The organism is Planctomycetota bacterium (assembly GCA_021414025.1).
GTDB lineage: Bacteria > Planctomycetota > Phycisphaerae > Phycisphaerales > SM1A02 > SYAC01.
Genome location: JAIOPG010000002.1, coordinates 499,267 through 524,453 on the forward strand (window position 1 = coordinate 499,267; position 25,187 = coordinate 524,453).

A 25,187-nucleotide genomic window follows, 5' to 3' on the forward strand; every position below is an offset into this window, starting at 1 on the left:
ACGCATGCCCGCGCGCGGTTCGCCTGCCAACATCAAGCTCCTGATCCTGGACGCCGACGGCGTGCTCACCGACGGCAGCATCTGGATCGACGACCGCGGCCACGAGACGAAGCGCTTCAACGTGCGCGACGGCTTCGCCATGCGGGCGTGGCTTCGCGCCGGCAAGGAGATGGCCGTCATCACCGGGCGGGGCGGACTGGCCCTGCGCCACCGGCTCGACGGACTTGGCGTGCGTCACCTGATCTCGGCGAGCGGCCCCAAGAAGGAGGCGATGGAGACGTTGCTCAAGCAACTGGGCATCGACGCGGCGCACGCTGCGGTGATGGGGGACGATCTGCCCGACCTGCCGATGCTCAAGCTCGCCGGTTATCCGATGGCGGTCGCCGACGCGGCGGACGAGGTCAAGGCGTTGGCCGCATGGAGTTCCACACGCAACGGCGGTCACGGTGCCGTGCGCGAAGCGGTGGAATTCCTGCTCAAGGCATCGGGCGAATGGGATGCATCCGTCGGAGGCTGGGAGTGATGTCGCGGCGGCGCAACCGCATGCTTCCCTGGGTGGCGGCCGCGGGCGGCGTGGTGATCGGGCTGGTCGCGCTGGCGATCGCTTTCCAGGTCGGCGACGCGCCGAACTCGGCCAAGCGCACACCGCGGATCGTCGACGCCAAGGACATTCCCAAGCCGGATCCGCTGACCATCGAGGAGACCCAAAGCACGACGCAGCTGGTGCAGGCGGACCAGGTCTCGCTGCAATCCGGCGCCTGGGTGCAGGTGGCCGACGACAAGGGGCGCCTCGAACAGCAGTACAGCGCGACGCGCATCGACCCCGAGCCGGACAAATGGCTGCGCATGCTCGCGCCGCGGTCGGTGATGTTCCCCTCGGGCGGACGCATCGTCACCATGCGCGCCGACCACGGGCGGATGCGCGTGCCCAAGCGGGCGCTGGAAAGCGGGCAGCTCGAAGGGGACGTCGTCATCAAGGTCTACAAGCCGATCGGCGGCCGAGAGATCGACCTCGCCAACGACACGGCCTCCATCGTCATCCAGGCGCCCGAGGCGACCTTCGACAGCGTGCTTGGCGAGATCCGCTGCGACAAGCAAGTGAAGGTGGTCACCGATTCCCTGCGCTTCGAGGGAGAGGGCCTGACCCTGCTGCTCACCGAGGATGGCAAGGGCATCGAGCGCCTCACGGTGGAGCGGCCCCTCTCGGCGATCGAGATCGAGCGGGCGCCCGCGGTCGAGGCGAAGTCCTCGCCCGACGACAAGGCGCAGGCGGCCCCGTCGTCGCCGGCCGGAACGTCCGCGGTGACGGCTTCCGCTGCGCCATCGGGAAGTGCGAACGCCCCGGCCGCGACATCGGCTCAGCCCGCCGGGCCGAAGGCGACGCCGGAGACGCCGTCCAAGGCGGGAGCGAAGGCAGCGAAATCCGCGGCCTCTGCGCTGCGCTTCTACCGGCTGGTCCTGGAGAACGACGTGCGCGTCTTCCGGACTTCCGCCGAGGGAAACACCGTGATCAACGGCGACAAACTGGTGGCCGTGTTCAGCATGGAGAGTGACGTGGTGGGACAGAATCTCGCCCGCGATCTCTTCGCTCCGCCGACGCAAGCGCCGCGGGCGGTTTCCGCCTTCGCGGTGGATTGGCGGGTCTCGCCGCTGGCGTTCGCGCTGGCCGGAGCCGCCCCGGAGCCCGATCGCATCCGCATCGAATACCGTGGCCGGCTGGTCATGTCGGTGACGACCGAGAGCGAGGACCAGCTGGGCAGCGCCGAGAATGTCCGACTCGACATCGAGGGCGCGCCGGCCAAGCTCTACGATGAGAAGAGCGAGGCGCGGGTGGACTGCGGGCGCATGCGCTACGAAACCGGCGTCGATCGGGTCTCGCTGCGCGGATACGCGGATCATCCATTCCTGCTGGTGAGCCCGCGACTGGATCTCGAAGGTCAGGCGCTGGATCTGGAGCGCACCACCGGCAAGGGTCATCTGGAAGGCGCGGGGCGGATGCGCATCGGCAGCGCCGATGCGGCGGTCGCGGCCATGGCTTCGGCGCCGACCGCGGCGCAGGAGGCTGTGCAGAGCGGCGATCCGACGCATGCGAGCGTCGGCCCGCCCGACATGGCGGCGAGTGCCCGAACCGTGCGGCTCCAATGGGCCAAGTCGGTCGACCTGGAGTTCGAGCCCGGCGCCAATTCCAGCAAGCTCTATCGCGCCGATTTTCATGGCGACGTGAACGCCGACGCGGAGGAGGTGCGGCTCATCGCCCAGCGCCTGCTGGTGGAGTGCTTCAAGACGGGTCCGGGTTCCGCGGTGGAGCACGTGCTGGCCGACGGCGGGGCGACGGCGATCCGCCAGCCGGATGGGTCGAGCCTGACGGCGAAGACAATCGATCTTTCCATGGAGCAGGGTCTCGACGGCGGCTCCAAGGCGAAGCGGCTGCTGGTGACCGGCGGCGTGGAGGCGCAGGACAAGGGACAGAAGCTCTGGACCGACTCGCTGGATTGCTCCTTCCGCCCGGCGACGGGCAAGGAATCCTCCACGGAGAACATGGAGCTTTCGGTGGTGCAGTCCCAAGGCGCGGTGCAGGCGCTGCTGGCCGAGGACGCCCGGCTCTGGGCCACGTCGATGGACGCCGACATTCCCGCCAAGCGGGTGGCGCTGCGCGGCCCCGACCTGCTGCTGGTGCGCGGCAACGTGGTGGCGGACTCGATGCAGGAGCTCACCGTCGACGAGGAGTCCGGCACCGCGCTGGCTCCGGGCGCCGGGCGCTGCCGCTCATGGACGCGGGCGATCGTCGACTCCTCACCCCATCCGGTGCCCCGGCCGGTGATCCCCGAGAAGCCGCAGATGGAGGCGCAGTGGAGCGACGGATTGAAGTATGAGAAGGACAAGTCCGGGCGCGCGACGCTGGATCTGCGCGGCAACGTCCGCGCCACCGCGGATCGAACGGTGCGCGAGCTCGACCAGTTCCAGGCCAGCCAGGCGACGCTGACCATCGGTCGCGACGCCAGCGCGATGGAGCAGGCGGGCGACGCCGCCAAGCGAACCGGCCTCGCCTCGGAGACCTCCTCGCTGCAGCAGATCCACGGGCGCGGCGAGGTGCGCATCGAGAGCCGCGCCTGGGGCCGCGACGACCGCGCCGACGAGCCGCGCCTTTTCCGCTTGATGGCCGGCGAGGTGATCCACAACGTTCTGACCGGCGAGTCCAACGTGCCGACCGCGGGATCGCTGCTGATCTTTGACCGCGACGACGAGGGCGCCAAGGCGGCGCCCTCCTCGCTCTTCGACGCGCGGGGATCGACGCGCTTCAAGTGGGACAATTCCCTGAAGATGCTTCGCGAGAGCGAGTCACGCTACCGCATCCTGCTCGACGGCGGCGTGGAGCTGATCCACGCGGGGCTTCGCCCGCAGGACACCCTGACGCTGACCTCCGACCAGCTGGAAAACACCGTGGAGCGGCTCGAGGCGGCGCCGGTGAAGGCGGACGCCTCCGAGGCGACGCCCGCCGACTTCGGTGCGCCGGTGAAGTTGATGCGCGTGCGGGCGCTGGGGCGGGTCTTCGTGCGGACGCCCGACGTGGACGTGGAGTGCGACGCCTTCGACTACGACCTGCGGACCAAGATCGCCACCATCGCGGCGCGGCCGGGCCGGACGATCACCGTGATGCAGAAGGGCAAGGGCTCTCCGATCAAGGCCGACGCGGCGGTCTGGGATCTGGACAACGGGCGCGTGCGCGTGACCAACGCCGCGGGCAGCACCTTCCGCTGAGAGCGGATCGCGAATCCGGAATCACCGGGCACCAAATGTGCATCGCGGCGTCGCGCTCACAGCAGCGAGCGGATTTCCCAGAGGTCGGGAAAGAGCGGCTGAAAAAGTGTGCTGCGCAGATACTCCACTCCCGAGGAGCCCCCGGTGCCGGTTTTGGTGCCGATGGTGCGCTCCACCATTTTCACGTGCCGGTAGCGCCATTCCTGGATGCCCTCGTCCAGGTCGACCATCATCTCGCACATGCCGCGCAGGGGGCCCGGCGCCTTGTAGACCCGCAGCAGCAATTCTTGGAGCTGGGGATCGGCCACAGTGGCCGCGGTCGGATCGCGCTGCAGCGCCGACTCGGGAACCGGCTGCTTCAGCGTGGCCAGGCACTTGACGAAGCAGGCCCAGAGCGTCGGCTGCTTGAAGTGCCGCTCCAGAGCGACGCGCTCGGGGCTGCCCGGGGCGTAGCGATCGAAGACCTTGGGATTGCGCTTGCCCAGCAGGAACTCGAAGGCGCGGAACTGCCAGCTCTGGAATCCGCTGGCGTTGGTCAGAAAGCTGCGGAAGGCGAGGAAGGAGGTCGGCGTCATCGTCTCCAGCACGTCGATCTGCGCCACCATGGTCTTGAGAATCTTGAGCATCCGCGAAAGCGTGGAGGCGGCCTCTTCCAGGCGGCCCTCGGCGAAGAGTCGACCCAGGCGCTCGCCCTCGTGGATCTGCTGCTTGAACCAGAGTTCGTAGACCTGGTGGATGATGATGAAGAGCGTCTCGTCGTGCTCGACCGGGGTTCCCACCGGCTGCTGAAGCGAGAGCAATTCCTGGACTTTCAGATACTTGCCGTAGGTGATTTCCACGCACGGAGCATACCGTTGGCGCGGGGCGGCGGAGCGTCCAGGGCGCAGCGCAGGCCCAGCTCCGCGCAGAGCAATCGCGACGTGATCTGCGAGGAGAGGAAGATCACCGGCAGACCCGAACCCGGATGCGTTCCGCCGCCGACGAACCAGACGCCGTCGACGCCCTTCATCCTGTGCTGCGGCCGCTTGTGCAGCATCTGCCCGAGCGTGTGCGCCAGGTTGAAGGTCGCCCCGAAGTGGATTCCCTCGGTGGCCCAGTCCGCGGGCGTGGTGCGTTGCTCGGCGCGGATGCGCGGCCGGAGATCGCCGAGGCCGAAGACGTGGTCCAGCTGGTCGAGAGCGCGCTCGCGGAGCCCACGGTTGGACTCGCGCCACTCCACGCGGTTGCTTCCCGGTTGCGTGTTGGGCGTGGGCACGAGGACGTAGAGCGAGGAGTGCCCGCGCGGAGCCATGGAGTCGTCCAGCGGCGTGGGATTGCAGACGTACATCGAAGGGTCTTCGCTGAGGACGCCCTCGGTGGTGATCTCCCTCAGATTCCGCTCATAGCTGCGGCTGGCGTAGATGGTGTGGTGGGGCAGTTCGATCTCGCCTTCGAGGCCCAGGTACATCATGTAGGTCGAGCAGGAGTAGCGCTTGCGATCGATGCTGCGATCGCTCCATTGGCCGCGCAGCGACTCGGGGATCAATCGCTTCATCGCCGCAGCGGCGTCGGCGTTGACCACCACATGCGGGTGGTGCCGCAATGCACCGTCCACCTGGACGCCGACGGCTCGCCGGCCCTCAAAGGCGATCGCCTCGACCGGTGCATTGAAATGGAATCGCACGCCGAGCTCCTCGGCGATGCCGCGCAGCGCCTCCATCAGCGCGTTGCACCCGCCGCGCGGATGCCAGATGCCGTACTCGTACTCGATGAAGGGAAGGATGCTGAAGAGTTCGGGGCACTCGAAGGGGCTCATGCCCAGGTACTTGCTCTGAAAGGAGAGGGCGAGCCTGATCTGCGGGTGCTTGAAGTAGCCGCCGAGGTGCTCGTGCAGGCTTTGCCAGGGGCGGAGGCGCGGGCCGGCGCGCAGGGTGTCGGCTGAGAGCAGGTCGAGCACGCTGCGCATGGGCCGGCGCAGCAGCGGTGTCATTGCCGCGAGCTTGCGTCGGTTGTCGTCGATGAATCGGAGGAAGGCGGGGCCGTCGCCGGGCTCGATGGCAGAAAGGCGCCGCTCCATGGCATGCAGGTCCTGGGTTGTGTCCAGCGTGATCGGCTCGCGTTCGGGCCGTCCGAGGAGAAGGCGGTACATCGGGTCCAGGCGCTGAAGCTCGACGTGATCCGAGAGCTTGGCGCCCGAGGCCGCGAGGATCTCGTCGAGCACGTAGGGCATCATGAAGAAGGTCGGGCCCACGTCGAAGCGGAAGGCTCCGCGATCGGAATTCAGCTCGAGACGGCGCGAGCGGCCGCCGACCTGCGGCAGCGCCTCGTACACGTCGACCGAGGCGCCGCTGGCGGCGAGCAGCAGCGCGGCGGCGAGACCGCCCGGGCCGGCGCCGACGACGGCCACATCGGAGGTCCTGCGAAGGTGCGATGGAGAGGAGATCATTCCTGTGCTGAGGTCATAAGGGATTCAGGCTGCCGCAGTTTCAAACGATGGAATCGTGAGATGGGCTAAACTCGGACTCCCATGGCCTCGGTTGAGTCTATCCACGCGCTGCCGAGATTTCCCTGGAGGGATCGGCTGCGCTGGATGGCCCGCTTCGAATCGGCGGTAGCGCATCATGCGCTGGAACTGTCGCAGGAAATTTCCGACGAGATTGGCAAGCCCCAGGGCGAGGCCTATGTCACCGAGCTGCTGCCGTTGATCGCGGCGATCCGCTGGCACCGTCGACATGCGCAAAAACTGCTGCGCGGCAGGCGGGTCGGAGGCCGGCCCTGGTGGATGATCGGGCGCTCGCTGCGCGAGTTTCGCGCGCCGCTGGGGCGGGTCCTGATCATCGCGACCTGGAACTACCCCGCGGGCTTGCTGGGCATTCAGCTGCTGCAGGCCATCGCCGCCGGAAACACCGTGGTGGTGAAGCCCTCTGAGCGGAGCCCGCGAAGCCAGTCGATGCTTCTGCGGATCGCGCAAGCGTGCGGATTGCCCGAAGGCGCGCTGCAGGTCGTGGGTTGTTCGCCGCAGGCCGGTCGCGAGGCACTGGAATCGGGCGGATTCGACCATGTGATGTTCACCGGCGGCACCGAAACCGGCCGCGCCGTCGCCGCGCATTGCGCCGAAACGCTGACCTCCTCGACCCTCGAACTGAGCGGTCGAGACTCGGCGTTCGTCCTCGACGGCGCCGATGTGGGCAGGGCGGCCAGGTCGATCTGGAACGCGCTGACGATGAACGCGGGGCAGACCTGCATGGCGCCGCGACGGGTCTTCGTGGAGCGGAAGTGCTACCGGGCATTCCTCGATGCGCTGGCGCCGCTGGCGGCGGGGGCGCGTCCGCTTCGGCTCATCGATGCACACGCGGCGGACCGTTGCGAAAAACTTGTGCGGCAAGCCGTGGCCATGGGCGGGCGAAGCCTCTCGGCGGTGATCGATGCCGCGAAAGGTTGCCAACTACGCCCGCTGGTGGTCGTGGATTGTCCCGTGGATTCACCACTCGCGGAGGGGGATCACTTCGGCCCGGTGCTGGCGATCCTCCCGGTCGAGAATTTCCCAGAGGCGGTCAAATTGCATCGCGGGGGCCGGCACCATCTGACCGCGAGCATCTACACGGCCGAAGCACATGCAATGTGCCGCGACGAATCGCTGATGTCGATTCTGGGTGTCGGCGTGGTCACCTTCAACGAGAGCGTGATGCCGACCGGCCATCCGGCGCTTGCCATCGGCGGCAGGGGATCGAGCGGCTGGGGCGCGAGCCGCGGAAGGGAAGGGCTGATGCAGCTCACCCGCGCCGTCGCAGCTACATCGACAGCAGGCTGGGCACCCTCGGCGAAGACCCCCAATGCGAAGACATTGAAGAGCCTCGCGAAGATCGTGGGATGGATCAGCGGCGCGGCTCCGGTATCGTTCGCGGGGATGGCTGAGGCGCCTGCGCCGGAGCGACCGGCGAAGAAGCGCGAGCTGCAATTGCAAGAGAGCGATGATCGCTCATCGGAGTCGCCGTGAAATCCCGGCCGACCGCGGTGATCGTGGGCGGCGGACTCGCGGGGCTCGCCTGTGCCGTGGAGCTGACCACCGCGGGATTCGCCGTGACCATCGTCGAGAAAAATTCGCATCTGGGCGGCAAGATGAACGTGCTGGAGGAGCGAGGCTTCCGCTTCGACATGGGGCCGACGATCCTGACCCTTCCGGATGTTCTGCGCGGCGTCATTCGGCGCAGTGGCCGCCGCGTCGAGGACTATCTGGAGCTGGTGCGGCTCGATCCGCAGTGGCGCTGCTTCTACGAGGATGGAACAACCATCGACTTGCTTTCGGAAGTGGCGGAGATGAAGTCTGTCATGGACCGGCAATTTCCCGGCTCTGATGCCGGTGCCGGATGGGAGAAGTTCGTGGCGTGGAGCCGCCGCATGTACCGCCTGAGCGAACGGGTCTTCTTCTACAAGGACCTGCAGGGGATCGGCGACCTGATCCGCAAGCCGCCACCGCGCGAGCCGGGAATGATGGGTGACGTGCTGGCCATGCGCATGCACAGCACCCTTGCCGCGACGGCGCACCGATTCATCCCCGAGTCGCACCTGCGGCAGCTTGCCGAACACTTCCTGCAGTACGTGGGATCGAGTCCCTTTCTGGCCCCGGCGATCCTGGGATTGATCGCGGCGGCCCAGGTGGATCACGGCTGCTGGTACAGCATGGGCGGAACGCGCAGCGTCGCCCGCAGCCTGGAGCGCATCCTGCGCGAGGAGAACGCGACCCTGTTGCATGGCGTCGGGGTGAAAGTGATCCTGGAGGAAGGCGGCCGCGCCATCGGAGTCGAGCTCGAGGATGGCCGCCGTATCACCGCCGATGTCGTCGTGAGCAATTGCGACGTGCAGCGCACCTATCGGGACCTGGTTCAGTCACCGCGAGGCGCACGCGAGCAAGAGCGGATCGCCAGAAACTACGCGCCCGCCTGCAGCGGAGTCGTTCTCTATCTGGGACTGGATCGGCAGTACGACCATCTGCTGCATCACAATTTCATGTTCAGCCGTGATTCATCGCAGGAATTCCAGGACATTTACGCCGCGGGCAATCCAGCGCGGGATCCCTCCCTGTACGTGTGCGTACCCAGCCGGACCGACGATCGCCAGGCGCCCGACGGTTGCGAGGCGCTCTATGTGCTGGTGCATACGGCGCATTTACGTGAGCGGCACCACTGGGAGGGTCCGGGTGGATTGTTCGAACAGTACCGCCCGGTGATCATGGAGAAGCTCAAGCGTTTCGGCATGCCCGACCTCGAGAAGCACATCGTCGTCGAGCGCCATCTCACGCCGGCCTCGATCGAGCGCCTCTACAACGCGGAGGGCGGCGCGATCTACGGGCTGGCCAGTCATGGGCGACTGCGCGGAGGTTTCAAGCCGCGCAATCGCAGCCGCGTGCTGCGGCATCTCTACCTGGCCGGAGGCAGCACCAATCCCGGGCCCGGCGTGCCGATGGTTCTTATGAGTGGCGTGACCGCGGCGCGGGCCATCGGCGAGGACTTCGGGATTGCGATGCCGAAGCTCGAGGCGCCACCGACCGCGGCGCCGCCCGCGCCCGTGGAGGCTCTTTCCTCGTGAGTGGCGAGATTCTTGAGGATGCCTGGAGCTTCCGGTTCGCCAACGTGGTGGGCTGGTACGCGAAGCGATTGATCGGAAAAAATTTCCACGCGATGCGAGTGCTTGCGGGACAGCGGGACGCGGTTTCCGCCCTCACCGCCGAGCCGGGTCCGATCATGATCGTCATGAATCATTCCAGCTGGTGGGACCCGATGCTCGTCCTGGCGCTGCGCCGCATGTTCTTTCCGGAGCGATCCTTCCTGATTCCGATGGACCGGGTCTCCCTGGAGCGGTTCCGTTTCCTGCGCAAGTGCGGCCTGTTCGGCCTGGATCCGGACGATCCGGGCTCGCTTGCGGCGATGGGTGACTATGTGCGACGCCGCATGCACGAACTGCCGCGCTGCACCATCGGCCTCACGCCGCAGGGGCGCTTCGTGGATGTGCGCGAACCTGTTCGGCCGCGTCCCGGCGCCGCGGCGATCCTGGCGCGGAGTCCCTCCATGCGCCTCTGGAGCGTGGCGAGCGAGTATGGATTCTGGCAGGAGCAGAAGCCGGAGATTTTCTTCAGCGTCGTGGAAGTGGAGAGGCCGGAGAATGGCTCGACCGCCGGCTGGCAGCGGCAACTTGCGGAATCCATGGAAGCGAATCAGCGCCGATTGCAGGAGGCGGTCAAGACGCGCGACCCGCTCCGATTTGAAACTCTCCTCGGCGGACGGGTGAGCGGGAATCATCCGGTGTACGACTTCTGGCTGCGACTTCGCGGAAAGACTCCCGGGATCGAGACCGGTCACCGCTCCCTTCCGTCGAATTCCCCGCGATGACAAACGTGCCGCACGACCCGAAGCGAGCGATGGCCCATGCTGCTTCTTGAAGGCATCGGCTTCGCTTCACTGGCCGCTGCCGCTTTGCCGCTGGCCATGAGCGCCATCAATCTGAATTTGTACCGGGCGCCCAGGCTCCGCGCCCGCAAGCGCCCGGCGCAGACCGAGGTTTCGATCTGCATTCCCGCCCGCGACGAAGCCGCCAACATCAAGGCATGCGTGGTGGGCATTCTGTCCAGCGCGAACGCCACGGTCGAGGTGCTGGTCTACGACGACCAAAGCCAGGATGCGACGCCCGCCATCGTCGAGTCGATCGCTCGGAGCGATCCGCGCTGCCGCGTCGTTCCGACGAAACCGCTGGAGGCCGGATGGAACGGCAAGCAGTGGGGCTGCGAGCAGATGGGACGAGCCTCGACCGCGACCTGGCTCCTTTTCACCGACGCCGACGTTCGATTCGCTCCGGAGGCCGTGGCCCTGGGATTGCAGTTCGCCGAGGATTCCAAAGCCGACATCGTGAGCACCTTTCCCCGGCAGCTCTGCGGCACCGCGGGCGAGGCGATAATCGTGCCGCTGATCCACTTTCTGCTGCTGGGCTATCTGCCATTCGGATTCATGCGACTCTTCGCGAGTCCAAGCTTTGGCGCGGGGTGCGGTCAATATCTGCTGGTCAAGCGCGAGGCGTGGATCCGCGCGGGGGGACATGGCGCCTTTCGCAACAGCATGCACGATGGCATTCAATTGCCCAAGGCGATTCGCAGGGCGGGTGGGCGCAGCGATCTCTTTGACGCCACCGACCACCTGAGCGTGCGCATGTACCGCGGATTCGCCGCCACCTGGAGGGGCTTCGCCAAAAACGCCTTCGAGGGGCTGGGCTCCATGACAGCGTTGATCGTCTTCACGCTGCTGCATGTGATGGGGCACATCCTGCCGCCGATCCTGCTGATCGCGTGGTGCCTCGGGATGTGGCTTCCGCCCTTGGCGCAGGGTTGCCTGGCCACCGCGCTCTGCGCGGGATTTCTGACCCGGATCCTGCTGGCCATCCGCTTCCGCCAGCCCTGGCTCGGCGTGGCGCTGCATCCACTCTCGATCCTGTTGATGACCTTGATCCAGTGGCGCAGCTGGTGGCTGTCGCGCAGCGGACGCCGCGCCTGGCGCGGGCGCATCTCAGGAACTTGAAACGACCGCGGCCGGTGCAGCGGGCTCGATCTTCTTGACCTCGGTTCGCGCCGTTTGGATCAGCACCATCTCGGAGTAGGAGCCGCCGCGGGCCATGAGCTCCTCGTGCGAGCCGATTTCCGCCACGGCGCCACCCTTGAGCACGACGATCTTATGAGCGTTGCGGATGGTCGAGAGGCGGTGCGCGATCACGAAGGATGTCCGGTGTCGCATCAGGTTCACCAGACCCTCCTGGATGAAGAGCTCGCTCTCCACGTCGAGGTTGCTGGTGGCCTCGTCCAGGATCAGGATGCGCGGATCCGCCAGCACCGCGCGGGCGATGGCGATGCGCTGCCGCTGGCCGCCGGAGAGGCGCACGCCGCGCTCGCCGATGCGGGTCAGGTATTTCTTGGGCATCTCGTGGATGAAGCCGTGGCAGCAGGCAAGCATGGCCGCCCGTTCGATGTCCTCCGTCGAGGCGTGCTTGCGCCCATAGGCGATGTTGTCGGCGATCGTGCCATCGAAGAGGAAGACATCCTGCTCCACGATGCCCAGCAGGCTGCGCCAGTCATGCAGCCGGATGTCGCGCAGGTCGACGCCGTCCACCAGGATGCGCCCGCCGGTCGGGTCGAAGAATCGCGCGATGAGATTGCACAGGGTGGTCTTGCCGGCGCCGCTGGCGCCGACGAAGGCCACGGTCTCGCCGGGGCTCACATCGAAGGAGACGCCGCAGATCACGGGAACCTTGGAGTTGGGATAGGTGAACTCAAGGTTCTCGACGCGCATCGCCCCGGCCATGGCGCGGCGGTCCAGTCGCTGCGCGCCGGGCCGATCGGGCAGCTCCGGCGTTTCGTTGAGCACGTCGAGCGTGCGGTCGTAGCCGGCGAGGTTCGTCTGGAAATTCGTGGCGCTGCTGGCCAGCGCTTCCAGAGGTCCCAGCAGCATCGCGAGATAGGTGAGGAACAAAACCAGATCGCCGGGGGTCAGCGAACCGGCGATCACCTGCCGCCCGCCATACCAGAGCAGCAGCGCGCTGGCCGTGGGAATCAGCAGCGCCCATGCCAGCTCGATGCCGCGGCTCCACCACCAGGTCAGGATCTCCTGCCGCGCCATCAGGTGACTGCCGCGCAGAAATCGCGATGTCTCGCTCTGCTCGCGCGCGAAGGCCCGCACCACGCGCATGCCGCCGAAGGCCTCGGTGGCGTGCGAGTCGACGTCGGTGCGCTGCTGGCGGATGTCACGGTAGAGCGGACGGATACGGCCGATCCAGGTTCGATGACTGAGCCAGACAATCGGCAGCAGAAGCCCGGCCCCCAGCAGCAACCTGAAATCCGTGATCGTGAGAATGGTCAGGATCCCGACCAGCTGCACGATGGCGCGGAAGGGGTTGTAGAGCATGTTGAAGACCAGTTCAGCCACGCCGCCCGCGTCCTCGCGCAGCAGGCTGGCGATGCCGCCGGATTTCATCTGCCAGACGCGGTGCAGCGGCAGATGCACAGCATGCTCGAAGGTCTTGCGGCGGATGTGCACCTGCAGCCGCTTGGTGATGCGCGTGGCCTGCCAGCGCCCGGAGATGCTGATGGCCGTGCCGAAGACGCTCACCACCAGAATGCCCACGGCAATCCATCCCAGCAGCGCGGTGCGGTCCCCCGTGACGGTGTGCGGAATGATCCGGTCGATCCATGCGGGCAGCGGCGCGCCGATGAAGACATTGTCGATGGCCAGCTTGGTCGCGGCCGGCGGAATGAGTGTGAGGCCGGCGCCCAGCGCGATCGTGCCCATGGTGAAGAGAAGCGAGGCGCGGTGGGGGCGCAACTCGCCCAGGAAAGAGCGGAAGAGCTGACCGAAGGAGCGGTTGCGGCGCAGGCTGCGCTCCGAGCCATGCCACGAGATGGAAACCGGATCGATCTTGGCCTTCCTCTTCCGCTCGCGCAGGGTCTCAAGATATTCGCGGTAAAGGCGGCGGCTGCCGCGGCCAGAGGACATGACCCGATGGTAGCCCATGAGCGTCGCGGGGCAGGGTTCGCGAGGTGAGCGCCGGATTTCAGGAGCGGCTTCGTATCATGTCCGCATGAATCTTCCTCGCCGCTCCTTGAGTGTCGTCGCCGCTCTCGCATGGTTGCTGCTTGCCGCGGCTCCCCCCGCGGCGCCCGCTGAGAGCGCGCCGCAAACCGCGCCGAAGTCCGCTCCAGCCGCCAAGAAGCCGGCGGCACCCAAGGCCAAGAGCGAGACGCCCGCCAAGGCGAAGCGCGAGGCGGGACTTCTCTACGGCCGACCCGCGCCGAAGAAAGCCCCGGGCACGATCCGCCTGGCCGCCTACAACATGGAGAATTTCTTCGATGGCGTCGACGATCCGAATCTCTCGGGCGAATACGACGACATCAAGATGCAGACCAGCGAGAGCCGCTGCAAGGCGCTGGCCAAAGCCATCCACGACCTGGACGCCGACGTGCTGGGCCTGGAAGAGGTCGAGGGTGAGGATGCGCTGCGATGGTTCCGCGACACCTATCTCAAAGACATGGGCTACGAATACCTCGCGAGCAAGGAAGTGGGCTACTACCGCGGCGTCGAGCAGGCGCTGCTGAGTCGCTTTCCGATCGAGGATGTGCAGATCTGGACCAACGAGGATCTCTCGCCGATGGAGAAATACATTCCCAAGGACGCGGACCAGCGCAAGAAGGAGGGCTGGGGCGACGATCCGAAAGACAAGGAGCCGCTGAAGTTCCAGCGCAGCCCGCTGAAGGCGGTGGTGAAGCTTCCGGATGGACAGTTGCTGACCCTCTATGTGGTGCACCACAAAGCGGGCGGCAAGGCCACGGCGCATCACCGCGACCTTGAGGCGCTTCGCATCAACGAGATGATCAAAGAGGATCTCGCCAAGAAATCCGATGCGCTGGTTGCGGTGGTCGGCGATTTCAACGCCACTCCGAGCGAGAAGCCCGCGCGCATCTATCGCGACAAGGCTTTCGCCGGCCTGGTGAGCGCCTACGAGTTCCGTCCCGAGGCGGGCAAGGACAAGGAAAGCGCCAAGGACGATGACGCGGACGATGATGCGGACATGGCGGCGGAGAAATCAGCCAAGACCGCGGCCCGCAATCTCTATTTGACCCACATCACCAACCGCGCGATCGACTACATCCTGATGTCGCCGGCGCTGATGAAGCTCGCGGTGCCCAAGTCCTTCTTCGTGATGGGCACCCTGATGCCGGGCTCGGACTACGACTACAAGAAGGACACGCCGCCGGAGGGCTACGCCAGCGATCACTGCCCGGTCGCGATTGATTTGAAGGTGGCGGCGGCAAATACGGCGAAGCCCAAAGGGAAGTGAATCCGCAGGATTTTGCTTTGTAGCAAATCTCCCCGGGTGTCTCGTGTCAAATACATGGAGTGTTTCATCCCTCTGTGACGTGGACCCGCAATTCCAGCCAATCCCGGTCATTGACCAAAGGCAAAAACACACAGTTCGTAGAGCACGATTGTCCATAGCAGCGCCGCACCCAGCAGCACGAAGGCAACTACAAACGCAAAAATGACCCTCGTCCAGGTCGGCGCAGATTCTTCCAATCCCTGCATGATGATGAGCCGTAGTACGTCAAAAATTGCGTAGAACACTCGCAATATCCTTTAGAAAATCAAACATTCTATCAATCGGCTTACTAGTCGAACACTTCCACGTGAATGGCCCCAAATCGTGCATTTTGGCCATGGCAAGATCGCTATTGAGCGGGTGGAATCATATGACGCAAATTCTCCATCCAATTATTACGCTCCTGCACCAACTTGTTTAATAACTCATTGTCCGCATTGCCATCTTCGCTCAACTCTCGACGGAGATTTCTCAGAGTCTCTGCATCGAAGCCAGGTAAATGCGCATTTTCCGCCGAGCGAAGGATCGCGTCCCGAATAGTTCTAGTCTTTAAGCAAATGTCAAACTGCATGGTAAGCAGAGCAACTTCCGGCGGTTCCGCGGCCATCTCTTTCGGGACTTGTGCCGAAATTAATGACCGTGCAAACAGTCGCATATTGATCGAGCATTTTTGCAAGGCCAACATTGTGCGAGAGCATACTTCTGGCTTCCAATCGACAAACGGGGGACTTCTTAAGGCCAAGGCTGGAATGTCTTGTTTCCTTAAAAGGGTATTTCGCCATTCGCGAAAATCAAGAACTCCTCCATGAATCACTGGTGCCAAGTGAGTATTGGATATCCATGCCAGATTTTCTGCCCGAATGGAATAATTTGACAAATCAAGATTGTCACGAAGCATTTCAATTGCTACTTTTCGTTGATCATCGCTCTCAGAAAAAAGACCAATCCACAGCGCCATTAGTCGCGCATTCTGTGTCTCATCAATAATCTTTACTGTTTGGGGAGGAGGTTGCTTCGGATTTTGCGAAGGCGTTTCGGTCTCGACGCTTCCATCAGGGCGTCCGCAACTCTGCGACAAGAGCACCACTACAGAGGAGATAACCAACACTCGCTTGGCATTTGCAAACCAATTCATAATATGGGAATGCCGGGTGGCATAAGTAATTGTAGTCCAGTGCACAAAATGGCACAATAGCATTTCCCTGTCATCCCTTGCACCATCTCTAATAAATGTGCTTGGGCATCCAGGTACTTTTGGTAGCACGCAGTCATTTCCTCTAAATCAGTCCCATCCTGATAGATTTCCGCGCAATAATCATTCCATTCCAAGTTGTATTGCTCGATAAAACGAGCCGCATCTCTAATGGCACTATCGCAACTGAACCTACATGGAAGACACGCAAAAAAAGAAATCGCTCTTCCTAATAACCCCCGCCGCCACTCCAAAGTGCCGGAATGCGCTGGCAGATCAGAAAGTTCCATGCTGAGCGTAAGTGCCATGAATTCATCTGCATCTAAAACGCCGTCAATATTAATGTCTGCAGCGCCCACCAATGCTCGATGCTGAATATTGTCCTCATCGAATAAAAAGGGCGCGGACGATAGTGCATCGGTGAGATCGACCACATCGATCGTTCCGTCAGGGTTTGAATCTCCCCGCCATTGCGCCAGCCAGATCGCTCCGACCTCATCCTCTTCCGGATTCACTATCCCGATTGCCTGGCCGAGTAGCAGCAAGTTCGCTGAGTCAATCACGCGACATTTTACGATCACGCCTCCCTCAGAAGTTCCCTCTTCAGTACTGATGAAAATTCCACGTGATCCGTTCCATCCCAATTCATCAACTATCAAGCAATTCTCCCAAAGCACTGATTCGTCGTATCCGAGCGTGACGATCCTTGTACTCACACCGCTTTGCGACATGACTAGATCAAGCTCAGGATGAGCATGCGTTAAGTTAGATACCAACATTTCCGGTTGGCCGTCGCCATCCAAATCCCCAATAGCAATGGAATCGATTGGTGATTGGATGGGATCTGGGTCGGTTGCTAATGCCGCACTGGCACAGAGTCCCCATGCAAGCACCACAAACATCCCCATCGTTTTATCGCTAAGGTTTGTCATAATCAAAACTCCTTCTAAAATGTTGCAAATCTTGGGGGTCCACCAGCAGGGCAACACCTTGGGTATTTGAATTCAAGGTACAACTACTTTCATTAGGTTGTAAAGATGTATTTCTGAAATAAATAAATTTATTGGCTGTCGTGTAATGGCCAACTCACAACGCAGCGGATAAGTTTGGCCAGTTAAAGCAATCGCTACCAAGCCTGGATCAGCGGGGGGGGGGGGGGGGTCAGAGGGCTCGAAACTTCAGGAGAATTGAAATCGCACAAAATGCGTCGCATTAATGGATGTATTCAGATATGCCATGGAATTCGTTAAGGACTCGAAGCCCCGCGCAACTCAAGCAGGCGGATCGCTTCATTCACATCCTTGTCGCCGCGCCCGGAGACATTGATCACCACGATCTCGTTGGAAGGTCGTGTCCGTGCATGCTCAAGCGCCGCGTGGACTGCGTGGGCGGTTTCCAGCGCGGGAATGATTCCCTCCTCCTGCGAGAGGATCCGGAAGGCGTTGAGCGCCTGGTCGTCAGTGGCGGAGACATAGCGCACCCGTCCCGTGTCCTTCCACCAACTGTGCTCGGGGCCTACGCCGGGATAGTCCAGGCCGGCACTGCAGGAATGCACATCCGCAGTCTGCCCTGACGCGTCCTGCAGCACATAGGAGAGCGAGCCATGCAATACGCCGGGGCTGCCGAGTGAGAGCGGCGCCGCGTGATCGCCGGGCTTGCCGCCGCGACCACCCGCCTCGACGCCGATCAGCTTGACCGAGGCGTCATTCACGAAGGGATAGAAAATGCCCGCCGCGTTGCTGCCGCCGCCGACGCAGGCCACGATCGCGTCGGGCAATTTTCCCGTCGCGGCGAGGCATTGCTCGCGGCATTCGCGGCCGATCACGCTCTGGAAGTCGCGCACCATCATCGGAAAGGGATGGGGCCCGACCACGCTGCCGATGATGTAGTGGGTGTCGCCCACGCTGCCCATCCAGTCGCGCATCGCCTCGTTGGTGGCGTCCTTGAGCGTGCGGCTACCGGTCTCGACGGGATTGACCTTGGCGCCGAGCAGCCGCATGCGAAAGACATTCAGGGCCTGGCGGCGGATGTCCTCGGCGCCCATGTAGACCTCGCACTTCAGACCCAGCCGGGCGCAGGCCGTCGCGGTGGCCACGCCATGCTGTCCGGCGCCGGTCTCCGCGATGATGCGCTTGCGGCCCATCCGTTTGGCCAGCAGCGCCTGACCCATGGTGTTGTTGATCTTGTGGGCGCCGGTGTGGGCGAGGTCCTCGCGCTTCAGCCAGAGCTGCGCGCCACCGGCGCGCTTGGTGAGCCGCGGCGCCAGGGCGAAAGGCGTCTCACGCCCGACGAAGTTCCGCAGCAGATCCTCGAGCTCCGCCTTGAACTTGGGATCCGAGCGGGCCTCCGCGTAGGCGCGCCCGAGCTGCTCCAGCGCCGGTACCAGCGTCTCGGGCACATAGCGGCCGCCGTAGGGGCCGAAGCGTCCGAGCGAGTCGGGCACGGTTGAGGGCGCGGAAGTCACTCGCGTCTCTCGCCGCCCGCGTTTTCCTTGGCGGGCTCGTGCGGCATGTTGCGGCGCCGAAACCTGCGCGTCATGGCGGAGACCGGCCCGTAGACCGTGTAGGTGGTGAAGCAGATGGCCAGCGCGACCTGCAGCCACCAGATGGCCATGACGATCGGGATCACGATCTGCACGAGCACCTTGAAGGGCTTGCGCCCGCGCAGCCCGCGATTGATGATGTGCGGATAGCGGATGGTGCTGACCATGGCCAGCGCGCAGAGCAGGGTGATCGCCGGAATGATCAGGCTGGAGGATGCCTCGATGCGCGGCGGAAACTCGCCGCCGTAGCGCTTCACCAGCAGATGCTGGTGCAGCAGGATCAGGCTGGCCACGCATCCCGCGGCGCCGGGCGAGGGCAGTCCGCGAAACCACATGTGCGCCGTCACGTCGGTGGAGACGGTCTCCGAGTTGAATCGCGCCAGCCGCAGCGCGGTGCAGCAGATGTAGACCGCGGCGATGGTCCAGGTGGCCTTGGCGTAATAGTTGTCCGTGTCCGGGCCGAGGATGTTGGTGCCGTGCTCGGCCCCGTAGTAGTAGCTCACAAGTCGCAGCATCATGAAGGCGGGGGCCACGCCGAAGGTGACCATGTCGCAGAGCGAATCAAGCTGAGCCCCCAGGTCGCTGGTGCTGCGCGTCAGCCGCGCCACGCCGCCATCCAGCGCGTCGAAGAACATGCCGAAGAAGATCAGGGTGCCGGCGACGGTGAGCGTGCTCCAGCCGAAGAATTCGCTGGCCGCCACGGGCTTGGCCGCGTAGTGGATCGCCGCGAAACCGCACAGCAGGTTGCCCAGCGTCAGCAGCGTGGGCAGCACCGCGATGGCGGGGGCGACGCGCGTGCCGCGGATGCGCGGCCGGAATCGTCGTCTCTTCAATCGTGGGGGCGGGGAATCAATCATGAGTCACTCTGGTCTGGGATGGTTCTTCACATCAGTTGGAGTCGTCGGATTTCTTGACGGGCTGGATCGAGCCCGGAACATGGGGTAGGAACGCCAGGAGTGTAAAGCCCTTCATCGGCGTTTCCTTGCCTTCGAGATCGGCGGATTCCCCAAGCAGGAAGCGACCCGCGGTCGGAGGCAGCGGAGCTTCGGCGCCGGGGCCGCGTCCGCTCTTGAAAGGGCCCTGGTTGGCCGACAGCAGGATCAAGGCCTCGTCCGGCTCCAGGCAGGTTTCGATGCCGGTATTGGCGATCGGCGTGCCCAGTGGGCGGTCCGCCCGCGCCATCCGTCCTTCCTGGACCAGCGCGGATGGCACGATCGTGGTGACGAGCTCGAGCTGAAAGCAGCCGCCGCTCTCGGTGGGCGTGGTCCAGCCGCGCGCCGCGATCTGCATCACCTGCGCGCGGGAGGTCTGCGCCCGTCCGTTGACGGAGAAGGCCAGGCCGTCGGGAAGCTCGCGCTGGAACACGTCGCGCCAGTTGGGCATGGTGCCGTAGGAAGTCCGGATGTCCATCGAGCCGCTGCCGATCCTCGCCTGCAGCGCCGGCACGTCCTGCAGGGAGACGATGGCCGCGAGGAATCCCTCGCGCTGCAATTGTTCGGAGGCCAGCGGATTCATCACGGGCCGCTTCTGGAATCCGATCACGACCCCCTCCAGCCGGGAGGATTCGTCGGTGGTGGTCCAGCGGATGACTTCAAGTCCGTCCTGCTCCGGCTTCACCGGCGTGCCGAAGAAGCCGGGCGCCACCTGCGCCCCGGTGCAGTGCAGCAGAAGCAGGGGGAAGAGGGCCGCCAGCGAAACTCTCAGAGCGCCGCGCCGCGGGAACTTCATGACGATGGGAGCGTGGCGGGATCTTCCGGGAAGTGATTGATGCGGTCGATCAGCCGGCGCAACAGGCCGAAGGCGCGCTTCGAGTAGTGGAACTGCAGTCGCGGCAGGTCCGGGTGCTCGTTCTCCGCGTCCAGCGCCCCGGTCTGGGTGATGTGCCCGCTCTTGATCAGCGGACGGAACTCGCCATCCAGCAGCTCCACCTGCGCCGGCAGCAGCGGGCGCTTCAGGCGGATCACCAGCTGGTCGCCCACGTAGCGGCTGCTGTGATAGCGGTGGTAGAAGCGCAGGATGCGGGCCACCGCGTCGGCCGGGCTGGAGGCAAACTCGTAGAGGCCGGGATCCTCGGCGCTGATCCATCCCTGGGCCAGCAGATTCTCCACGACGCCATACTCCCACTTGCGCCAGTAACCCAGCGGCTTGCCTTCCTTGTCCGCGCCCTCGACCAGGACGATGGGCACGATCGGGCTCTTGCCGGTCTGGATGAGCGTCAGCACCTCAAAGATCTCGTCCATCGTGCCGAAGCCGCCGGGGAAGACCGCGACCGCGTCGGAGTGGCTTACGAACATGAGCTTGCGCGTGAAAAAGTATTTGAAGGAGACCAGCTTGTCGTCGCCGGCGATGATCTCGTTGGCATTGGTTTCGAAGGGCAGGCGGATGGAGAGTCCGAAGCTCGACTCGCGGCTCGGTCCCTCGTGGCCCGCCTTCATGATGCCGTCGCCGGCGCCGGTGATCGCCATCCAGTGCTCGGCGGCCATCGCCTGGCCGAAGGAGCGCGCCGCGATGTAGTCGGGGTGGTCCATCGGCGTGCGGGCGCTGCCGAAGATGCTGACCTTGGGCACGCCGCGGAAGCGGTTGAAGACGCGGTAGGAGCGGCGGATCTCCTTCACCGCGTTCTCGATCAATTTGATCTGCGAAATGTCACAGCCGTCGGAAAGCAGCTTGAGACCGGTCGAGACCAGCTCCTCGACATGGCGACGCCGGCGCGAGGCGGAGTCGCCGCCGCGATGGCTGGCGGTGGCCGCGGCGTCGGCGACCAGTGCCGTGATCCGGGCGCGGATGGAGTTGTCCAGTTCGGGGGCCTCGCTCATGGTGAGGCGGTCCGGTTTGAGGAGGTCGGCGCGAGGTCGGGCTGTTCCGCCGATGGGTCGTTGCCGATACCCGGCAGGGCCTTGGCGGTGATCCGCGGATCGGAGACGGGCCCCTCCACGTCGATCGCCAGGAAGAGGTCGGTGGCGGCGCCCAGAACGTCACTGGCGACCGGAATGATTCCACGATTCTTGAATCTCATGCTGATGGTCCATGCGTCGAGGTCCAGCGACCCCGACCCGAGGAGTTGCAGTGTAGGGCAAGTGAGGTCGAATTTCTCGAAGCGCACCTTGTGGCCGCGCAGGTAGAAGTCGATCTTCGCCTCCTTCAGGGACTCCGAGAGCGGCGGCATGAGCTGCGTGACCTGCAGCAGGCGGATCGCCAGAGGCAGGTCGCCCAGCCGCGCGTCGTAGCCGCGGATCTTGCCGCGCCCTTCGCGCGGCCGGTCGCCGTTGAGCTCGCCGCCCAGGGAGATGTTGGCGTTGACGCGGCCGTCGGAGCTGTGAATGGGCTTGCTCGGCGCGTGTCCCGCGATGAGCTCGGGCAGGTCGCTGCCCGCCACTCCGAGGTTGACCTGCCAGGGTCGCGTGCCCTTGCCGCGGGCGACGGCGTCGAGCCAGATGCGGCCGCCGTAGAAATCGCCCTCCAGGCTTGGGATCAGGAAGTCGTCGTTGGAGAAGTGATTGACCAGCGAGCCGTGGATGCCGGTGATCGGACGGTCGCGGATGGTCAGGCTCGCGTTGACCACGTCAATCTCCGCACCGTTGATCGGGCCGCTGTCGTCGTTGCGCAGCCGCAGCTGCCCGTGGATGTTCTTGAGCCACACGCCGCTGTTGAGCTGCCCCTCGTTGATCCGCATGTCGGCCGAGAAGACGATGCCCGAGTCGGGGGCCGGCCCCTGGAAGACGCCGTTGGTGAGGTCGAAGGGGCCGTCGCTGCGGAACTGGATGCGCTCCAGGCGCTCGCGAACGTCGATGGGAAGGATTCGAAAGAAGACCGGCTCGACGGAGTCCATGTGGGCCTCGATGAGGACGCGGTTGGCTTCCAGACGCGGGCTCTTGCCGAAGCTGGCGCAGCCGCTGGCCTCGAGGTGGCCCACCGGTGCGTCCTGCTCGGCATCCTCCATGGTGAGGTCGCGGGCGTTCATGGCCTCGTCGATCATGGCCATGGGCGAGAGCCGGTCGATGAAATCCATCCGGACGTCGTGCACGTGCAGGGCCTCGTCGATCAGTTCGAGGTAGCCGCAGGGAATCTTGATCATCGCGTCGTTGCCATCCATCGCGAAGCGCACATTGGTCGGATCGATCACCACATGCCGCCGGTCGGGCTTGCCCTCCTGGATGACCAGGTGCACATCGGCGTCAATGGTGCCGGTGGGATGGCAGCCGCCCCAGGTCAGCAGCGCCTGGTCGGCCTTCTCCGCCGGCAGGAATCCGAAGAGCCAGCGATCGATGGGAACTTGGTGCGCCGTCGCCTGGAACCAGCGCTGCTTCGGCTTGAGCGAGGCGAAGCCCCGCGCGTCCACCTTGCCCTCGCCGATGCTCCCGTTGAGCGAGACCAGCGTGGCGTTCTGATCGGTGAGCCGGGCCTGCGCCTTGACGCGGTCCAGGTTGAAGCCATTGGGAAGGATCTGGTCGGCGTCGGGAGCGGCGCCGGCCTCGGCCGGTCGCGGCGTGATCGTTCCGTTCTCCAGCATGATGTCGAAGTCCCAGGTGGTCCGCTCGTCCGGGTCGGCGCCGATGACGCCATGGCCGCTCAGATTCCCTTGCAGGCCGATCTGCCGGAGCATGCGCGCCGGCGACGAGAGGTTGGTGCCGGGCCATCCCGCGGGTGGCGACGCCGTCGTGTTGGGCGTCTCGAAGGGGATCGCCGCCAGCAGAAGCGGTGTCACATGATCCTTGTCAAAGGCCACATGCAGATCGGGAAACACCCGACGCTCGTCGCCGCTGCGCGGAATGCGGACGACGCCGTCGAACGAGACCTTCGCCATGGTCGGCGTGGTCAGCTTCCATTTGCCGACCGGAAGCGTGATGAGCTCGTCCTCCACCTGGATTTCGCCGCTGGCCACGTGCACCGGATAGGGAAATCGTGAGCAGACCACATTGGCATCGCGCACCTTGATGGTTCCCGTGGTGCGCACGATGGAACCACCCTTCACCGCGCGCTGCACCTTGAGGTCGACGCCGCAGCGGCCCCCGAATTCATATTCGCCGGGCTTGAGCAGCCCGGCGGCGCAGAGGCTCTCGTGAGCCGCCTGGTCGTAGAGCAGCGCGAACACCTTCTTGATGCCGTACAGGAATGAATTCTTGAGCGCATCGTCGATGGGCACATCGTCCGCCTTGATGTTCAGATCCACGCCCGCGTCGTCGCCGGGCTCGGTGACGGTTCCGTCAATGTGGATGAGCGAGTTGCCGCTGCCCTTGCCGTCGAGCGTCACGATCGTGACGACCTCGTTGTTGAGCTCGATCGTGGCGGAGACATCCGTCATCATGTAGGGGAAGAGGAAGTATCCGCCGGAGCCGTGGGTCAACTTCAGCGTTCCCTTGGTCGAGAGCCCCTTGGCCTCGACCGTGCCGGAGGGGTCGCGGGGGGCGATCGGCCGGGAAGCGGTGACATCCAGGTCAATGTCCCAGGTCCGCGCCTGCAGGTTGGTGAGCACCTGGACGGCGGGGCTGGGCAGCTCGACGCCGTCGTATTGCTGCAGCGAATCACCGGTCATGGCGAAATGGGGAATCTGCAGTCGCGCCTGGATGCCGCTGCGCGCGATGGCGTCCTCCAGCCATGCCGCCGCGGCCGCCAGATCGGTGGGCTGATCCTCCGATGGCAGGGCGATCTCCAGGTCCAGCTCCATGGGCAGGGGAAGGCTGCGCTCGCGGGTGCTGTGGAGCGTGCCCTTGAAGTCCTCGAAGGAGAGCTTGTTCTGCGCAAACTTGACGGTGCCTTGATCCACCTTCATGCGCGGCAGACCGGTTCGCAAGCCCGGCTTGGGGGCCGCCTCCGGCGCAGGCGCCGCGCCGGGAGAGGCGATGGAGATCTGGGCGGGCTCGTAGCGGACCCATTCGCGCTTGTATCCCGGGAAGAGGATGTTGGCCTCGACATTGCGCACCGTGAGCGTCGCCTCGTCGATCAGGCGATTCGGCTGGCCGACGATTTCAATCCGGTCGATGGAGCCCTTCAAGTCGATCAACTTCCAGATTTCATGAAACTGATAGGGCAGCATCGGCAGCAGCGACTCGTTGAAGGAGAGGCCGGTGACCGCCATCCGATAGGCGAAGGTCTCCTCGTTCCAGCTGCCCTTGAGCACCAGGTTGCTCGTGGTCTGATCAGGCTTGGGATCGGGCGCGGGAAGTTCCGTGAGCTCGAACTCGAAGTCCCTGCGCGACACTCCCTTGGGCTTCACCAGGCCGGTGAAGGCGTGCTGCCCCTCAAGGACCACCGCGCCGGAGGGGGCCACTGTCAGCGACACGATGTCCAGTCGGTCCAGCTTCGCCTGCTGCAGCCGGATCGGCGAGCCGCCGGGGCCGGACTTGGGCTGCAGGGCCATGAGATTGAAGATGCCATGGGCGTTTTGGCGCTCCGCGATGTTGATCGCCGCCGATGCGATGTGCAGCTCGCTCACAAAGATCTGGCCCAGCAGGAGCCGGGTGGGATTCACGGTGACGTCGATCCCCTCGATGGAAACCATCTCGGCGGCGCGGCCCGGCCACTTGGGAACGCGCAGGACCACCTTCTCGACCGTCAGGTTGCCCCAGCCGTTCCACTGCGCGTTGGTCACTTCGGTGTCGACGCCGCTCTCGCTGGTCACCACGATCCCGATGATCCAGTTGAGCGCCGGAGTGAAGCGCAGCGACAACCACATCAGGATGGCCAGGAGCACGATGGCGCTGGAAATGCCCCGGCGTCGGATCCAAAAGTAGTGGCCGTGATCCCGAAGCCGGTTGATGAAATGGTTGCGTTCCAGCACGATCGCATCTTACGAGATCCGCGGTTTTC

17 protein-coding genes are annotated in these 25,187 nt (G+C 64.6%); 7 read left to right on the forward strand and 10 right to left on the reverse strand.

The window, feature by feature from the left end; translation table 11 throughout:
- Positions 1-4 precede the first annotated feature (4 nt).
- Together K8R92_02890 and K8R92_02895 are read left to right on the forward strand one after the other, a co-directional pair.
- Positions 5-523, forward strand: coding sequence for an HAD hydrolase family protein (locus K8R92_02890; GenBank protein ID MCE9618838.1), 519 nt, complete (start codon positions 5-7; stop codon positions 521-523).
- The gene (locus K8R92_02895; GenBank protein ID MCE9618839.1) at positions 493-3,759 is read left to right on the forward strand and encodes a hypothetical protein; all 3,267 of its coding nucleotides are present in this window, start codon (positions 493-495) and stop codon (positions 3,757-3,759) included. Before K8R92_02890 ends, K8R92_02895 begins: the two co-directional genes overlap by 31 nt.
- 56 nt (positions 3,760-3,815) lie before the next feature.
- On the opposite strand, the gene K8R92_02900 is transcribed toward K8R92_02895, so the two are convergent.
- Positions 3,816-4,598 (reverse strand): tryptophan 2,3-dioxygenase, encoded by a 783-nt coding sequence (locus K8R92_02900; protein MCE9618840.1) that lies wholly within the window; start codon positions 4,596-4,598, stop codon positions 3,816-3,818.
- Positions 4,571-6,145 carry a phytoene desaturase gene (gene crtI / locus K8R92_02905; protein MCE9618841.1) on the reverse strand — a complete coding sequence of 525 codons (1,575 nt, stop codon included), beginning with the start codon at positions 6,143-6,145 and terminating at the stop codon, positions 4,571-4,573. The genes K8R92_02900 and crtI (K8R92_02905) overlap by 28 nt, the downstream gene beginning before the upstream one ends.
- 120 nt (positions 6,146-6,265) lie before the next feature.
- Here crtI (K8R92_02905) and K8R92_02910 point away from each other — a divergent pair, with 120 nt between their 5' ends.
- The 4 genes from K8R92_02910 to K8R92_02925 are packed head-to-tail and all read left to right on the forward strand — an operon-like array spanning position 6,266 to position 11,300.
- Entirely contained in the window at positions 6,266-7,735 is a 1,470-nt protein-coding gene (locus K8R92_02910) for an aldehyde dehydrogenase family protein (protein ID MCE9618842.1), read from the forward strand.
- Positions 7,732-9,324 (forward strand): phytoene desaturase, encoded by a 1,593-nt coding sequence (gene crtI / locus K8R92_02915; protein ID MCE9618843.1) that lies wholly within the window; start codon positions 7,732-7,734, stop codon positions 9,322-9,324. Before K8R92_02910 ends, crtI (K8R92_02915) begins: the two co-directional genes overlap by 4 nt.
- Positions 9,321-10,124: a lysophospholipid acyltransferase family protein gene (locus tag K8R92_02920; GenBank protein MCE9618844.1), complete on the forward strand. Its 804-nt coding sequence runs from the start codon at positions 9,321-9,323 to the stop codon at positions 10,122-10,124. The genes crtI (K8R92_02915) and K8R92_02920 overlap by 4 nt, the downstream gene beginning before the upstream one ends.
- Before the next feature lie 36 nt (positions 10,125-10,160).
- A complete protein-coding gene (locus K8R92_02925; GenBank protein ID MCE9618845.1) occupies positions 10,161-11,300 on the forward strand; it encodes a glycosyltransferase in 1,140 nt (379 codons plus the stop codon).
- Here K8R92_02925 and K8R92_02930 read toward each other — a convergent pair.
- Positions 11,289-13,265 carry an ABC transporter ATP-binding protein/permease gene (locus K8R92_02930; protein ID MCE9618846.1) on the reverse strand — a complete coding sequence of 659 codons (1,977 nt, stop codon included), beginning with the start codon at positions 13,263-13,265 and terminating at the stop codon, positions 11,289-11,291. The genes K8R92_02925 and K8R92_02930 overlap by 12 nt on opposite strands.
- A gap of 85 nt (positions 13,266-13,350) precedes the next feature.
- On the opposite strand from K8R92_02930, the gene K8R92_02935 reads away from it, so the two are divergent.
- Positions 13,351-14,607: an endonuclease/exonuclease/phosphatase family protein gene (locus K8R92_02935; GenBank protein ID MCE9618847.1), complete on the forward strand. Its 1,257-nt coding sequence runs from the start codon at positions 13,351-13,353 to the stop codon at positions 14,605-14,607.
- 107 nt (positions 14,608-14,714) lie between these two features.
- Here the strand turns inward: K8R92_02935 and K8R92_02940 are convergent, their stop codons facing one another.
- The 7 genes from K8R92_02940 to K8R92_02970 all read right to left on the reverse strand — a co-directional run bounded on the left by K8R92_02940 (position 14,715) and on the right by K8R92_02970 (position 25,158).
- On the reverse strand, positions 14,715-14,891 hold the full coding sequence (locus K8R92_02940; GenBank protein ID MCE9618848.1) for a hypothetical protein: 177 nt from the start codon (positions 14,889-14,891) through the stop codon (positions 14,715-14,717).
- A 104-nt stretch (positions 14,892-14,995) separates the two neighbouring features.
- Positions 14,996-15,781, reverse strand: coding sequence for a hypothetical protein (locus K8R92_02945; GenBank protein MCE9618849.1), 786 nt, complete (start codon positions 15,779-15,781; stop codon positions 14,996-14,998).
- Positions 15,778-16,770, reverse strand: a complete 993-nt coding sequence (locus tag K8R92_02950; GenBank protein ID MCE9618850.1) for a hypothetical protein — start codon at positions 16,768-16,770, stop codon at positions 15,778-15,780. The genes K8R92_02945 and K8R92_02950 overlap by 4 nt, the downstream gene beginning before the upstream one ends.
- A gap of 314 nt (positions 16,771-17,084) precedes the next feature.
- Complete coding sequence (trpB, locus tag K8R92_02955) at positions 17,085-18,677, reverse strand: tryptophan synthase subunit beta (protein MCE9618851.1); 1,593 nt, start codon at positions 18,675-18,677, stop codon at positions 17,085-17,087.
- A 591-nt stretch (positions 18,678-19,268) separates the two neighbouring features.
- Positions 19,269-20,108 carry a hypothetical protein gene (locus K8R92_02960; protein MCE9618852.1) on the reverse strand — a complete coding sequence of 280 codons (840 nt, stop codon included), beginning with the start codon at positions 20,106-20,108 and terminating at the stop codon, positions 19,269-19,271.
- Positions 20,105-21,196, reverse strand: a complete 1,092-nt coding sequence (locus K8R92_02965; protein ID MCE9618853.1) for an LOG family protein — start codon at positions 21,194-21,196, stop codon at positions 20,105-20,107. The genes K8R92_02960 and K8R92_02965 overlap by 4 nt, the downstream gene beginning before the upstream one ends.
- The gene (locus K8R92_02970) at positions 21,193-25,158 is read right to left on the reverse strand and encodes an AsmA-like C-terminal region-containing protein (protein ID MCE9618854.1); all 3,966 of its coding nucleotides are present in this window, start codon (positions 25,156-25,158) and stop codon (positions 21,193-21,195) included. The genes K8R92_02965 and K8R92_02970 overlap by 4 nt, the downstream gene beginning before the upstream one ends.
- Positions 25,159-25,187 lie beyond the last annotated feature (29 nt).